Consider the following 14947-nt stretch of genomic DNA (forward strand, 5'->3'; position numbering starts at 1 on the left):
TAGGAAGTCGAGCATCAATGCGCTCAACCAGTTTGAGTTTATCAATCAATCCAGCGGCAATACCAAGATGGTCTATGTTCTGAATCGTTAACTGATCTTCATCCAGCATTTCAAAGGGAGATTAGGTTAGGAATTAGGACATTCTGCTTAAAAATTGAAAGTTTGTCTGTGATCTTTTAGCTATGGCTCAGTGATCTATTTGCCATAATTGTTGTGATCTTTGTGTCTTGATTAGCCGTGAGTGATTATTGTTAAGTGTTAGGAAATATCAGTGCGAAATGACGGGTATAAATAAAATTAAACCTATCTATCGATAACCTAGAGGCCGTATATGGTCTCTAGTCATTCACCGAATGGGTGAAACGCTCGACTCCCACAAGCTTGCTAAAATGCCCGCTAGCTACGTTGTAACTTTTGCAAATAGAAACGAAGTAACGCCAGTTTTGTATGGCGGTAACAACTACTTGCAGCAAGCTACGCCTTACAAGCAATCATTTTTTCTACGCTTGAGAACGTAGCCAACTGATGTTTTTAAGATTAAACACCCTTCATATAACTTCAATTTATGAAAATATTGTATATAACATAGGTAAAAGGCCTAAACAGTTTCTCAACAAATTATCAAAAACTGATTAGACTGCAAAACGGGGGATATTTAAGTCATGTAGGAAAGCATTGTCTTAAATATAGTTTCAAACGTAAGACTATAATGGTTTTACTAAGGATACGTTATGGTAACTTCAGTACGCTCTGGTATCGCTCCTTGTGAACGAGCCGTCGAGCTTGAGCCACGGAAAAGACGGGAAGCGAACTCTGGCTTTTTTGTTGAAGGAAAAGATTACTTTATCGAGAACCTGTTAGATGAAGATAAAGAGCAAGGAAGTAATAAGCAGTCACAACAAGAATTTGGTGGTTTTCACGAGTCTCTCGAACAAGGCGAGCCTTCATTTTGCCAAGCCTTGAAGCAAGGGTTCTCCATCAAACGACTGAGTGATGGATTCATTGCCAAAGCGCTAAAACGGTTAATACGCATTTAGCGAATATTCTGGGCAATAGACTTATTCATTTCTTGCAGCATGGTTTGCATACTGTTAATCATGCTGACACTAACATTATAAGTCTGCATAATTTTTTGTAGTTGTAATTGCGCTTGCGATACAAAATCAGAGGCTCGATTAGAAACATTTTCTAGCGCATCTTTTACAGCTTCTAATTGACCTTTATTTAATTTTACTTCTGCTAACCCATCGCTGCTATCGTCATAACCAAGTTCACTAAGGGATTGATAGTCAGGCACAGTCCCAGTATAGGTAACACCATCTTTTACGAGAGTTATCGGTTCCCCTGGATTATCTCCGGCTGAAAAGGATGTTATTTTTCCATCTTTGATTTTATCCGAAATTAAAGTATATCCCTTATCCCCATCCATAGAATACGTATAGTATTGTCCATTAGAATGTGTAATATCGAGCTTCTGACCGTCTGAAGACGTCAAATGAACGACAACATTCTTCATTGGACTTTGAGGGTGTTTAAGATAATCATCAATGGATTTTCCATCGACCTCTATGCCATTTTCACGCATATAATCGATCACATCTTGTGGTAACGGTTCTGCACCTTGATCACCTTCTTTTGAAACTTTAGCAATCACTTCATTAACTTCATTGGCTTTATCTTGAGCGTCACGAGAGACTTTGGCTTTTTCTTGCATCTCAAGATATTTTTGATTAGCAAGCTCTGATAGCAGATCCATAAACAAATAGAGAATAGCGATGCCACCTGATAATACGGAGTCACCGTTAAAAGCTAGAGTGTAATCAGTATCAGGACTCGGCATACCTAGTCCTACAGAAGCTCCAACGCCAAAATGTGAATTTACATAGTCAACATTGGAATGAGCAAGCACAGGGCCTCTAGATGAATCAGACATAGCATAACCTCATTGATGTATGGTTATGCCATTATGCTTATGTGACAATTAGAAAGATTTTAAAAAGAAGCAACTCCCCCACCAAACTGGTCTAACCAGCTAACCTAGTAGCGCCAAAATGGAATCCAAGCCTAAATGATTAATAGACACTTGCGCCTGCTGCTGCACCGCTGGTTTGGCATGAAAAGCCACACCCCCCCCCGCAGCTTTCAACATAGGAATATCATTCGCGCCATCACCCACAGCTATAGTCTGATTGATTTCAACATCATATTGTTCAGCTAATGCTGTTAAAATATCGGCTTTTGCTTGAGCATCAACCACTCTACCGATTACTTTTCCAGTTAACTTACCATCAATGATTTCTAATTCATTGGCAAAAGCGCCATCTAGACCTAGTTTGTTTTTTAAATGATTAACAAAAGGCGTAAAACCACCTGATGCAACAGCTACAACCCAGCCATGTGCTTTCAACTCCTTAACCATAGACTCCAAACCTTGAGTTAATGGTAATTCATCACACAACTGCTGAATTACACCAGCATCCAGCCCTTCTAACAATGCTACCCTCTGACGCAAGCTTTGTTCAAAATCTAACTGCCCTAGCATCGCTAATTCAGTCACGTCCGAAACCTTGTCACCAATACCCGCTAATTTAGCCAGCTCATCAATACATTCGATTTGAATAGCAGTGGAATCCATATCCATCAGTAATACACCTTTATGCTTAAGCTTAGGTGTCACTAATGACAATGCGGCCACTTCAATATCAGTATTGGTAAATCGACTCTCAATATTAATACCGCTTGAACAAACAATATCGATATAACCTACCCCTGATTGAGTTCTTCCATGATGTATTTCCTTAGCACCTTGTATTTGACATAGCTGAGCTTCAATTGCATCAAGCCCTGTACAATTTTGGTAAATCAGTCGGTAAGTTTCCGTGGTATTCATCTTATAGCTTTTTCCAAGTGTGTAATGGTGGGTATTGATGGAGATAAACACAATAACAAAATATTCATACTAATAGTAAAAACAATCAATTGGGCACACTGGATAATTACATTGATTTAACATTTAAGTTTTGATACTTTCGACGACAATAAATTCAATGGAATGCATCAATGAAAACTTGGACAAAGACAGCCTGTGCACTGGCTATTTTGGCTATTTCACAAACAGCTTACGCTGAAGAAGCCCCTCAATCTCAACGCGAGCTTTTCAATCAAGCTTACAGCCAATATAAAGAAGCTATCGCTGAGCGTAAAAACTTCAATGCAGTTAAGTTTGCTAAACAATCATATCTATTAGGCAAAGTGCTTTATAAAGATTCACCAAAAGATTTAGCCGCTCTTACAGTCAATTATGCGACTTCACTTTCTAATATTCGTCAATCCGACAAGAAAAAAAGAAAAGTGACTCATAAAAAAGCTAAGGCATTATTTGATGAAGCGTTAACCATATATCAAGGCATCAAGCCTGCTCAAACAACAGCCATTATCGACACTCACCTAAAAAAAGCGAAAGTGATGCCAACAACTGGTGGCACAAAAGATGAAATCGAAAAAGCGTTAGAGCTAGCTGAAAAAAATGGTGATGAAGTCTTTGTCGCAAAGGTAAAAATGCTTGCTTTCGATACGCTAAATAGAGGTAAATATACTCGTCACTTACGTGGGTTAACTATTGAAGCGTTAGACACCTTCCAAGAAAAATTACCTGAAAATGCTATTGATAGAGTAATGGCTGAATTCAATGTGGCGCGCATCTACCAAGACGAAAAAAAATCCAATAAAGCAGAGAAACTGTATTTAAACGTGATCAAACAATTCGATACTTTGGATTACAGCCACCCATTTAAATTAGGTGCTCATTCTCGCTTAATTTCTATCTATGAAAAACGTGGTGACAGTGATAAATCAACCGAACATTGTATTGCCATTGGTAAAATGAAGCCTTGGCAAGAGGATCAAGATCCTGTACCACTATATCGCACAGCTTTAGATTATCCGACCAACTATGCAATGCTAGGAAAAGAAGGACATGTAGTTTTGTCATTCACTATATCTAAATCTGGTACCGTAAAAGATATCGAAGTACTTCAGTCTGAAGGTGGACGTAAATTTGAAAAATCAGCTAAAAAAATGTTGGCTGAGTGGCGCTATGCCCCTAAGTTTGAAAATGGTGAAGCCGTTGATGCTAAGAATATGAAAATCAGATTGGATTTTACTTTGGGTTAAATTTTTCTTTCCTGCAAATAATAAAGGCCGCAAATGCGGCCTTTAATCTAGGACGTGCCCTAAACAACTTTAAGCAATTACAGTTCAGCAACCGCATCCAAAGTCATTTCAATCATTTCGTTGAACGTAGTTTGACGCTCATCAGAAGTGGTTGCTTCACCAGTACGGATGTGATCTGATACCGTTACAACACACAATGCTTTTGCACCATATTCGGCTGCAACACCGTAAAGGCCTGCTGCTTCCATTTCAACACCCAGAACGCCCATTTTTTCCATTTTGTCGAACATTTCTGGTTGAGGTGTATAGAAAAGATCCGCAGAGAATACGTTACCAACGCGGTGCTTAATGCCACGCTTATCAGCTGCATCAACAACAGCTTTTAGAAGACCATAATCAGCGATTGCTGCGAAATCTTGGCCACCAAAACGCATACGGTTAACTTGTGAATCAGTACAAGCACCCATACCAACAATAACGTCACGAACTTTAACATCAGTACTGATTGCACCACAGCTACCAACACGGATCAGGTTCTTAACACCGTAATCTTTAACAAGCTCAGTGGCATAGATAGAGCAAGAAGGAATGCCCATACCAGAACCCATTACCGATACACGAGTACCTTTGTAAGTACCAGTAAAACCAAGCATATTGCGAACGTCAGTCACTTGCTCAACATTCTCTAGGAAAGTTTCTGCAATGTATTTTGCACGTAGTGGATCACCAGGAAAAAGAACGGTTTCTGCAAAAGCGCCATCGGCCGCATTAATGTGTGGTGTAGCCATTGTTTATAACCCCTATATTTTTTAATGTCTTTCCAAACTAAATTAGGAAACTCTAAATTAATTTGGTGTAATTTAACGACTTTATTTATTTTTTTCACTTAAATACAGCCCAATTGCTGTCAATTGGACAGTCAGTATTCAAATTCAGCTAGCCAACGAAAGACGTGCCGTATTCCATTGGTTCTAATTGGTAATAAGTGGCAATGGATTGCCCCATATCAGCGAACGTTTCACGTCCACCGAGAGAACCAGCTTTTAGACCCGCACCCAAAGCTAATACAGGTACGTGTTCACGAGTGTGGTCGGTACCCGTCCATGTTGGATCACAACCATGATCGGCGGTCAGTAATAACAGATCATCATCTTCTAAAATTTCTAATAGCTCTGGTAAACGAGAATCAAAATATTCTAGCGCGCGAGCATAACCCGCCACGTCACGACGGTGACCGTAATGAGAGTCAAAATCTACAAAGTTAGTGAATACGATCGTACGTTCACCCGCTTGCTTAACTTGCTCTAACGTTGCATCAAATAAGGCTTCTAATCCATTGCCTTTCACTTTTTTAGTGATACCGCAATGAGCGTAAATATCAGCAATTTTACCGACACTCACCACCTCACCGCCTGCTTCTTGCAGCTTTTGTAATACGGTTTTTGAAGGAGGCTCGATTGAATAGTCACGACGGTTACCTGTACGAGCAAAGTTCTTCGCATCAGGACCGTTAAACGGACGAGCAATAACACGACCGATAGTGTATGGCTCTAACTCTTCACGAACGATCTCACATAATTTGTATAGGTTTTCTAAACCAAAGGTATCTTCATGACAAGCGATTTGGAATACTGAGTCAGCTGAGGTATAGAAAATTGGCTGACCGCTTTTCATGTGCTCTTCACCGAGCTCTTCAAGAATTGCAGTACCAGAAGCATGGCAGTTACCTAAAAAGCCATCTAATCCGGCACGTTCAAGAATTTTATCAGTCAATTCTTTAGGGAAAGAGTTTTGTTTATCGTGGAAGTAACCCCAATCAAACAATACAGGTACACCCGCGATTTCCCAGTGACCACTTGGTGTGTCTTTACCAGAGCTGATCTCTTTAGCGTAACCGTATGAGCCTGTTACAGTGATATCGTCACCAAAGCCCATCGGAAACTCACCCGTGCTTTCTTTAGCGGCATGAGCTAAGCCAAGCTTTGCAAGGTTTGGTAGCTTCAGCGGCCCTTCACGACCATCATTAGCGCGACCTTCTGAACACGCTTTGGCAATATGACCAAAAGTGTTAGAACCAACATCACCAAACGCTTCAGCATCACCGGCCGCGCCGATGCCGAAGGAGTCCAGCATTAAAATTACAGTACGTTTCATTTTATAAATCCTCTGCGCGAATGGCTTTGTATACTTCAACTTGTTTTTCAGGTCGAGTATCACTTACTTCAATCGCAGCTTTAACCGCAGCAGCGGCTTCTTCAAATCCAGCTTCTGTTTGTGCATGAACCATAGCTAATGGTTTATCTGCATTGATTTCATCACCTAATGCACAAACTTCTGTTAGCCCTACACTATAGTCTAACGCATCACCCGGTTTAAGGCGTCCGCCGCCTAACGTCACAACTGACAGACCTAATTCTCGTGTATCCATACTATGAGCAAAACCAGCTTTTTCAGCGTATACAGGACGAATGATTGATGCCTGTGGTAAATACTTATCGTACGCTTCGACAAAATCAGCAGGGCCGCCTAAACCAGACACCATTCTACCAAAAATTTCAGCCGCACGACCATTATCAAGTACTGCATTCAGTTTCGATCTAGCTTCAGCTTGAGAACTGGCAAGTCCACCCAGCAACAGCATTTCTTCACACAGTGCCATGGTCACTTCATATAAACGTGGGTTGCGATAACGACCTGTCAAGAAATCAATGGCTTCTTTCACTTCTACCGCATTACCCGCAGAAGATGCTAGCACTTGGTTCATATCAGTCAAAATAGCCGTAGTCTTAGTCCCAGCACCGTTTGCTACAGCAGTGATACTACGAGCCAACTCTTCCGATGCTTCATAGGTTGGCATAAATGCACCAGTACCCACTTTAACGTCCATCACAAGTGACTCTAATCCTGCTGCAAGCTTTTTAGAAAGAATCGAAGCAGTGATTAACGAAATTGACTCAACCGTCGCGGTATTATCACGAATCGAATAAAAGCGTTTATCCGCAGGAACTAAATCACCCGTTTGACCAATGATTGCAACACCCACTTCTTTTACCACTTTACTCAGCAGCGCATTATCAGCTTCAGTATTGTAGCCAGGGATAGCATCAAACTTATCTAACGTTCCACCTGTATGACCTAAGCCACGACCCGAAATCATTGGTACATAACCACCACATGCTGCCACCATTGGGCCAAGCATTAGACTGGTTACATCACCCACACCGCCAGTACTGTGTTTGTCGACAATCGGACCATCTAGATTTAAATGATCCCAGTTTAATACGGTACCTGAATCACGCATAGCAGATGTAATAGCAACTCGCTCATCCATGTTCATATCATTAAAATATACGGCCATACCTAAAGCGGCGATTTGGCCTTCGGAAACGGCACCATTAACAATACCATTTACAAAAAATTGAATTTCTTCCGTGCTTAACGCTTCTCCGTTGCGCTTTTTACGAATAATTTCCTGTGCTAAAAACATACAGCTACTCCGAAGTACCTTCACACCGCTTGATGCCAGATACAAAATGCAAGATTAAAGACAAAATGTAGTAATTTTTCTAAATAGTATCGAAGTTTTATTGGGGCAAAAGGGAGTTAGATCACAGATATACATACCAGCGTCATCGAATCTGTCATTATGAGATCAAATGACGCTGGGCTATTCAGCCTTACTGTTTAGTAACCTTGATTTGCCGCTGGAGCATCAGCTAATTCAAGAGTATGTAATAAGCTGTTTAGTAGACTTGAAGCACCAAAACGGAAAGTACGTGGAGTGATCCACTCATCACCTAGAATGTCAGCCGCCTTACCTAAGAACTCAGCAGTTTGCGCCGCATCACGTACACCACCAGCAGGCTTGAAACCAACTTTAGTGTTTTTCTCTTTGATCACAGTTAGCATGATTTCTGCAGCTTCAATTGTAGCATTTACAGGTACTTTACCAGTAGAAGTCTTAATAAAATCTGCACCCGCATCGATTGAGATTTCAGACGCTTTACGGATAAGCGCAGGATCTTTAAGCTCACCTGATTCGATGATCACTTTTAAAATAGCTTTATCACCACAAGCTTCTTTACATGCTTTAACTAATTCGAAACCTACTTCTTCGTTGCCAGCCATTAATGCACGGTAGGGGAATACTACGTCCACTTCATCTGCGCCATAAGCAACAGCAGCTTTAGTTTCAGTTACAGCAATCTCAATGTCATCGTTGCCGTGTGGGAAGTTAGTTACTGTTGCAATTGGCATGTGCTCTGCACCTAGCTCACGGAATGTTTTACGTGCGATAGGGATAAAACGTGGATAAATACAAATTGCAGCAGTATGACCAGCAGCCGTTTGCGACTTTTTACAAAGCTCAATCACTTTTTGATCGGTATCGTCATCGTTAAGCGTTGTAAGATCCATTAAAGAAATGCCACGTTTTGCAGCCAGTTTTAAATCAGTCATGATGTTTCTCCATCCAAAAAATATTCTGATCTGCACACCTAATATCGAGCTAGGCGCACCGTAAAATAAATAGGTTACTTATAGCAGTACCAAATTTTGTTATTGGTATGGATTGTTGGCACTTATAAGTATTCAATACCTTACCTACATAAGTAAGGCTATCTTGACTATTCAGTCACGACTTGAATCCTTGAAGACCGGAAGAGAAGAAATAACTCAGTTACGAGAGAAATGATGTCCTACTTCCGCGAAAAATCCATCTTAGCGCGAGAAATCTTTATTTAAATTACGATTAATTGAAATAAAGACTTAGAAACTCAAAGGAGCCGCATAGTGCGACTCCAAGCACAATTCTAATTTAGATTAGAAGTTGTATTTAGCAGTGAAGATTACTGCGTCATGGTATGCAGCAGTACCTAGCTTTTGATCAGCATAACGGTATTGAACACCCGCAGTAAATTTCTTAGTTGCATTCCACCATAGCGCAACTGCACCGTTTTGCCCCATTTTATCTAGCTTATGAGGAGTGCCGTTTGAACGGAACTGATCTTCACGAGCAAACTCAGTTTCATGCCAGTTACTAACCATAAAGTTCTGGTTGCCAAGTTTGAAGTTATAACCTAGAACCCAACCAGCCATGTAGCCGTTAAAGCCTGCGCCAGCGAAGCGTTGGTTCTCATAATGCAAACCGATGAACGGCTTCATCCAGAAACCTGAGTCAGTATTGATGTCATAACTAACACCAAGTACTACGTTTTGGTCAAAGAAACCACCGTGGAAATCTCCACGAGCTTCAGTGAAGCTGTAAATATGGCCGTAAGCATTCCAGTTGGTTTTACCAATGTTATAAGCAATAGAACCTTTAGCTGCAATACGGAAAGAGCTAGGAACAGCTACACCACGTTCCTCAACAACTTTATCACCTTCTTTTCTCTCATTCTGAGATTTATTGATATTTCCTGGATTTTCAATATCAATGAAACCGTAAACATCACCCCAGTCGTAACCAGCGCCACCTTCAAGCTCTAAGAATAAGAAATCTTTTTTAGTACCACCTAAACCTTGACCACCTTGATCCACAGTAGTAGTACGATCGATAGTCTTTTCAGTCCAGTCTAAGTAGTTAACTGAAGCAGTCATAAAACCGTAGTATTGCTCAGCTTGAGCGGTTCCGGCAGTCATAGCTGCAGCAGCTGCACCAGCGATAGCTAACATTTTAAAGTTTTTCATCATCAACCCCATATTATTTGAGTTCTGCCTTTGTTTGGCAGTGTTTTTATTTGCACTTGTATTTTACTAAATTCCGAAAGCATCACCAACGGTTAACAAGCAAAATACAAACATAAAATCCCGAAATGTGAACAATATCTTGTTTTTTTAATTAGCTAGACATGTGATTGTTAGAAGGATGTAAAAAGACATGAGCTTTAGAAAAATAGCTATGTCATCCTTGAACTCAACACAGCCTATTTGAATTTGGTTAGTCAACTTGAAATGGATAAAAAAATGGCGACCCTTAGGTCGCCATCATTTTGAATTACAGTGCTAAGAATAGACCTGCAATTGTTGCACTCATAAGGTTAGCTAGAGAGCCAGCAACTACCGCACGTAGACCTAGACGAGCAAGGTCGTGACGACGGCTAGGAGCCATTGCACCTAGACCACCAAGTAGAATCGCGATAGAAGATAAGTTAGCGAATCCACATAGAGCGAAAGAAATAATCGCTTTAGTACGGTCAGTCATTGGTAAACCAGTTTCAGCTACAGCTTTAAAGCCTTCAGTAGCAGGGTCTAGCATGTATGGAGCGAAGTTCAAGTAAGCTACGAACTCGTTCACAATTACTTTCTGACCGATGAAAGAACCAGCAACGAAAGATTCGTTCCAAGGCACACCGATTAGGAATGCTAGTGGCATGAACACATAACCAAGGATCATTTCTAGGCTTAGTTGTGGGAAACCGAACCAGCCACCGATACCACCAAGGATACCGTTCATCATAGCAATCAGACCAACGAATGCGATAAGCATTGCACCAACGTTTAGTGCTAAGTGCATACCAGAAGAAGCACCACCAGCTGCAGCGTCTAGAACGTTAGCAGGCTTGTCAGGATCTTCTGGAAGATCTTCCATGTCATCTTTAACTTCGTCAGTTTCAGGGTGCATCAGCTTAGCCATTAATAGACCACCTGGTGCTGCCATGAACGAAGCCGCAACAAGATACTCAATCGGTACACCCATTTGAGCGTAACCCGCCAATACAGAACCCGCGATTGATGCAAGACCACCAACCATGATAGCGAATAGCTCAGATTGAGACATAGATGCAATGAAAGGACGTACGATAAGTGGTGCTTCCGTTTGACCTACGAAGATGTTTGCTGTTGCAGACATAGACTCAGTACGTGAAGTACCTAGTGCCTTTTGTAGACCACCACCGATAATACGGATAACCCACTGCATGATACCTAGATAATAAAGTACCGCAATAAGAGAAGAGAAGAAGATAATAACTGGCAATACGTTGATTGCGAAGATAAAACCTACTTTGAAGTTAGCAAGATCACCAAATAGGAAACCGATACCATCTTTTGAGTAACTGATGACGCTAGAAACACCATCTGAAACTGCTTTAAGAATATCTTTACCTACTGGTACATATAGAACAAAACCACCGAAAGCCGCTTGAATAGCTAACGCACCACCAACGGTACGATAGTTAATTGCTTTCTTGTTGTTTGAAAGTAGAAATGCAATACCTATCAGGACTGCAATACCTACAAGACTCATTAGAATTTCCATGAACCATCACCCTCAATTGTTAACGTTTATTATTTTGTTGTTAACCAACCATTTCGAATAGCGATTATACCTAAGCCATAAATAAAAAGCGTTGTATTGATCATATTTTTGAAATCTAATTTAGCGAAAATAACACGACGTTAACACCCCATACCCATCAGTGTTTTTATTTAAACCTTTTACACTCAAAAGCCTGAGCGTAATTTAACCTTAGCTGTTCTGAAATTAAGGTAACTGATTTAGCTGACAGTTTGCTTAATTTAGAAACAATTTGAGGGAGAAGAAGTGGAGAATTTCGAACTTGATCACTATTTTTTGGTAACATTGACGGAGAATCTGTTTCAATTAAAAAGTTTTCTAGAGGAATATCTTTAACTGTTTGATGTAATTTTTTCGATTCATCATTCAAAAGCAAGCCACCAATCCCAAGCTTAAAACCTAAGTTAATGTATCGCAGTGCCAATTGAGGAGAACCATAAAAGCCGTGGATCACACCGGTGAATTTAGGTCGATAGCTCTGTAATAACTCAATGACTTCGTTATGAGCTTTTACCGCATGAATAATCAAAGGCTTTTCTAGCTCAACCGCAAGTTGAATTTGCTTTTCAAAGCAATTTAATTGTTGAGCCCAATTACGCTTTCTAATCTTATCTAACCCCGCTTCCCCAATAGCCACAAATGCAGGGTTATTTAATTGATGCTGACACTCCTCTTTTAATAATGCAATGTCGTATTCAACATCATCACCAACAAACCAAGGATGAACCCCTATAGCATATGAACACTCATATTCGTTAGCCACATGCAGTTGTTTTTTCCAGTGAAGCGGAGAAATACCAGGGATCAATACTCCTTCAATCCCTTGAGCTTTCATCTTCGTGAATAACTCTGAGCGATCATCATCAAAAGCATCAAAGTCTATATGAGCGTGGCTATCGATTAATATAATTATCTCCTATGGCAAGCTATTTTGATAATGTTGGATATAAAGGTAACACTATCTCATAAGCTCCTAATTTGGAACCCAATATCTGTAAAGCTATATTCAATCGACACCATTTTTGATGCAAAATTTTTTCATCGGAGCACTGTTCAAGAAAATCTTTTAGTATTTTAACCCTCTCCTCCAGCGTCTCTGGAGAGCTTTGATAAAACGCTTTACAATTGTTATCAATAACAGCTTCAAGCGAGTCTAATTCCTCTATTTTCAACCCTTCATTTTTAAAAATATCACTAATCTGGTTGGCTACTACAACGACAGCTTTATCATAATCAACGACTCTAGCCTGCCATTTTTCTAATGCCGTCTTACACGAATGATTAGATAAGTGTTTATCTAATTCAAAAAAATCATTACATCTTGTGCACCTGGCTGCAACACAATATTCCTGACCCTCTTTAAGTTTAAAAGTAAACTCATTTTTGTCATTAACAGCCGAGATTACCAAATGCTTAAGCTGTTCAGCTAAATGTGCCCCTTGCGAGGCCACCTCTGTAGATACTACTTTTAAAGATGAATCTATACTCATAAGTTATTTCGCAAAAATAAGAACTACTGCTCTTTTTGAAACTGGGTAAAAGCACAATCATGAGTAGTGACTTGATTATTTAAATTCAGCACCTTCTGACATGCATCACATTGAACTTTGAGATAATATTTAGTGTTATTTGACGTTATAAATTGCCGAAGTTCATTATTTTTTCTTCCAACCATCTCAGATAAGCTTCTGCTTATCTGTACTTCAAAGCCTTGATTATCGCGTGTAATGCTCATGGTTTGTCTCACTCGCCATGTCCAACACAGTTCAACATTACTCATGTTGTCTGAATTAAGGCTGAATTTCCCATAAAAAAAGCCGCAGTTGCGGCTTCACAAAATAACAATAATTAATGTTCGCGTGTCTTAGCAAACTTGATGTCAGGGTAGCGTTCCATACTCAAGCTTAAGTTCACCATGGTTGGTGCAATATAAGTTAGGTTATCACCACCATCGAGCGCTAGGTTAGCACTGCACTTGCGACGGAAGTCTTCCAGCTCGCGCTCATCGTCAGCATAAACCCAACGAGCAGTCGCTACGCTCACTGACTCATATATGGCTTCTACGTTATATTCGGTTTTTAAACGCCCAACAACCACTTCAAACTGTAGCACACCCACTGCGCCTACAATTAAGTCATTAGTATCTAATGGACGGAATACCTGTACTGCACCTTCTTCAGACAATTGAACCAGACCTTTAAGCAATTGCTTTTGCTTAAGAGGATCACGCAAACGAATTCGACGGAAGAGCTCTGGCGCAAAGTTAGGCACACCAGTAAAGCGCATCATTTCACCTTGAGTGAAAGTGTCACCAATCTTAATGGTTCCGTGATTGTGTAACCCAATAATATCACCCGGATATGCGGTTTCTGCACGTTCACGATCGCCAGCCATAAAGGTTAGAGCATCACTGACATTGATGTCCTTACCAAGGCGCACATGACGCATTTTCATGCCTTGTTTGTATTCACCAGAGCAAATACGCATAAAGGCGACACGGTCACGGTGCTTGGGATCCATGTTGGCTTGAATTTTAAACACAAAACCTGAGAACTTTTCTTCGTTTGGTTCTACGTTTCTTTCCTCAGTCTCACGAGGTTGAGGAACAGGCGCCCATTCAACAATGCCATCAAGAATGTGATCAACACCAAAATTGCCCAGTGCTGTACCAAAATATACAGGCGTCATTTCACCTTTTAAGAAGGCGTCATGATCAAATTCAGGACAAGCACCCACAACTAACTCAAGCTCATCACGTAAATCTTCAGCGTATGAGCCAATCGCTTCATCAAGCTCTGGATTATCTAAGCCTTTGATCACCACCGAATCTTGAATTGTATGCCCCATACCCGTTTGATAAAGCACGGTTTCATCACGCAGAATGTGATACACACCTTTGAACTCTTTACCACAACCAATAGGCCAAGTGATTGGAGAACATGAAATTTTCAGTACGTCTTCTACTTCATCCATCAATTCAATAGGATCACGAATATCACGGTCAAGCTTGTTCATAAAGGTGACGATTGGGGTATCACGCAATCGAGTGACTTCCATTAGCTTAATCGTACGTTCCTCTACACCTTTCGCCGAGTCAATCACCATTAGGCAAGAATCTACCGCCGTTAAGGTACGATAAGTATCTTCCGAGAAGTCTTCGTGACCTGGGGTATCAAGCAGGTTTACCAAAGCATCAGCATAAGGGAATTGCATTACAGAAGTAGTGATAGAGATACCACGGTCTTTTTCCATCTCCATCCAGTCAGACTTTGCGTGCTGACCTGATTTTTTACCTTTTACTGTTCCCGCTTTTTGTAACGCCTGTCCGAACAACAATACTTTTTCTGTAATGGTGGTTTTACCCGCATCCGGGTGAGAGATGATCGCAAAAGTGCGACGTTTAGAGACTTGCTCTGGCACTGACATCGACATGAATTATTTCTTCTTTGGCAATTTGAAATTTTGCGCGTATTTTCG

The 14947-nt window shown here is 40.6% G+C and carries 15 protein-coding genes; 2 read left to right on the plus strand and 13 right to left on the minus strand.

Translation table 11 applies throughout. From position 1 onward, the window contains the following. Positions 1 to 109, minus strand: a 109-nt coding sequence (locus D5018_RS22360) for a DUF4277 domain-containing protein (RefSeq protein WP_121837317.1), incomplete at its 3' end; no start/stop codon positions are given. 622 nt (positions 110 to 731) lie between these two features. Between D5018_RS22360 and D5018_RS02035 the strand changes: the two genes are divergently transcribed. Then, on the plus strand, positions 732 to 1037 hold the full coding sequence (locus D5018_RS02035) for a hypothetical protein (protein WP_121837318.1): 306 nt from the start codon (positions 732 to 734) through the stop codon (positions 1035 to 1037). Here the strand turns inward: D5018_RS02035 and D5018_RS22075 are convergent. Both D5018_RS22075 and serB read right to left on the minus strand, forming a co-directional pair. Continuing rightward, complete coding sequence (locus D5018_RS22075; protein WP_243637360.1) at positions 1034 to 1933, minus strand: secretion protein EspA; 900 nt, start codon at positions 1931 to 1933, stop codon at positions 1034 to 1036. The two genes, D5018_RS02035 and D5018_RS22075, sit on opposite strands and share 4 nt — an antisense overlap. A 99-nt stretch (positions 1934 to 2032) precedes the next feature. Continuing rightward, on the minus strand, positions 2033 to 2890 hold the full coding sequence (serB, locus tag D5018_RS02050) for a phosphoserine phosphatase SerB (RefSeq protein ID WP_121837319.1): 858 nt from the start codon (positions 2888 to 2890) through the stop codon (positions 2033 to 2035). 170 nt (positions 2891 to 3060) lie between these two features. Between serB and D5018_RS02055 the strand changes: the two genes are divergently transcribed. Then, a complete protein-coding gene (locus D5018_RS02055) occupies positions 3061 to 4173 on the plus strand; it encodes an energy transducer TonB (protein WP_121837320.1) in 1113 nt (370 codons plus the stop codon). Positions 4174 to 4250: 77 nt separating this feature from the next. Here D5018_RS02055 and deoD read toward each other — a convergent pair whose 3' ends face one another. From deoD to prfC, 10 genes are all read right to left on the minus strand, one after another. Continuing rightward, positions 4251 to 4961 (minus strand): purine-nucleoside phosphorylase, encoded by a 711-nt coding sequence (gene deoD, locus D5018_RS02060; RefSeq protein ID WP_121837321.1) that lies wholly within the window; start codon positions 4959 to 4961, stop codon positions 4251 to 4253. A gap of 148 nt (positions 4962 to 5109) precedes the next feature. Then, complete coding sequence (locus tag D5018_RS02065) at positions 5110 to 6327, minus strand: phosphopentomutase (protein WP_121837322.1); 1218 nt, start codon at positions 6325 to 6327, stop codon at positions 5110 to 5112. A 1-nt stretch (position 6328) separates the two neighbouring features. Continuing rightward, positions 6329 to 7660 (minus strand): thymidine phosphorylase, encoded by a 1332-nt coding sequence (deoA, locus tag D5018_RS02070; RefSeq protein WP_121837323.1) that lies wholly within the window; start codon positions 7658 to 7660, stop codon positions 6329 to 6331. Positions 7661 to 7857: 197 nt separating this feature from the next. After that, positions 7858 to 8631, minus strand: a complete 774-nt coding sequence (gene deoC, locus D5018_RS02075) for a deoxyribose-phosphate aldolase (protein WP_121837324.1) — start codon at positions 8629 to 8631, stop codon at positions 7858 to 7860. Positions 8632 to 8994: 363 nt separating this feature from the next. Further along, a complete protein-coding gene (locus D5018_RS02080; protein WP_243637361.1) occupies positions 8995 to 9864 on the minus strand; it encodes an outer membrane protein OmpK in 870 nt (289 codons plus the stop codon). Positions 9865 to 10168: 304 nt separating this feature from the next. Then, on the minus strand, positions 10169 to 11431 hold the full coding sequence (locus tag D5018_RS02085; RefSeq protein ID WP_121837326.1) for a NupC/NupG family nucleoside CNT transporter: 1263 nt from the start codon (positions 11429 to 11431) through the stop codon (positions 10169 to 10171). 166 nt (positions 11432 to 11597) lie between these two features. After that, on the minus strand, positions 11598 to 12383 hold the full coding sequence (locus D5018_RS02090; RefSeq protein ID WP_121837327.1) for a TatD family hydrolase: 786 nt from the start codon (positions 12381 to 12383) through the stop codon (positions 11598 to 11600). A gap of 13 nt (positions 12384 to 12396) precedes the next feature. Then, positions 12397 to 12960: a hypothetical protein gene (locus D5018_RS02095; protein WP_121837328.1), complete on the minus strand. Its 564-nt coding sequence runs from the start codon at positions 12958 to 12960 to the stop codon at positions 12397 to 12399. A 23-nt stretch (positions 12961 to 12983) separates the two neighbouring features. Next, positions 12984 to 13205 (minus strand): hypothetical protein, encoded by a 222-nt coding sequence (locus tag D5018_RS02100; protein ID WP_121837329.1) that lies wholly within the window; start codon positions 13203 to 13205, stop codon positions 12984 to 12986. Positions 13206 to 13318: 113 nt separating this feature from the next. Continuing rightward, complete coding sequence (gene prfC, locus D5018_RS02105) at positions 13319 to 14896, minus strand: peptide chain release factor 3 (protein WP_416351524.1); 1578 nt, start codon at positions 14894 to 14896, stop codon at positions 13319 to 13321. Positions 14897 to 14947: the final 51 nt, after the last annotated feature.

It is taken from the genome of Parashewanella curva (assembly GCF_003675895.1).
In the GTDB taxonomy this organism is placed as follows: Bacteria; Pseudomonadota; Gammaproteobacteria; order Enterobacterales; family Shewanellaceae; genus Parashewanella; species Parashewanella curva.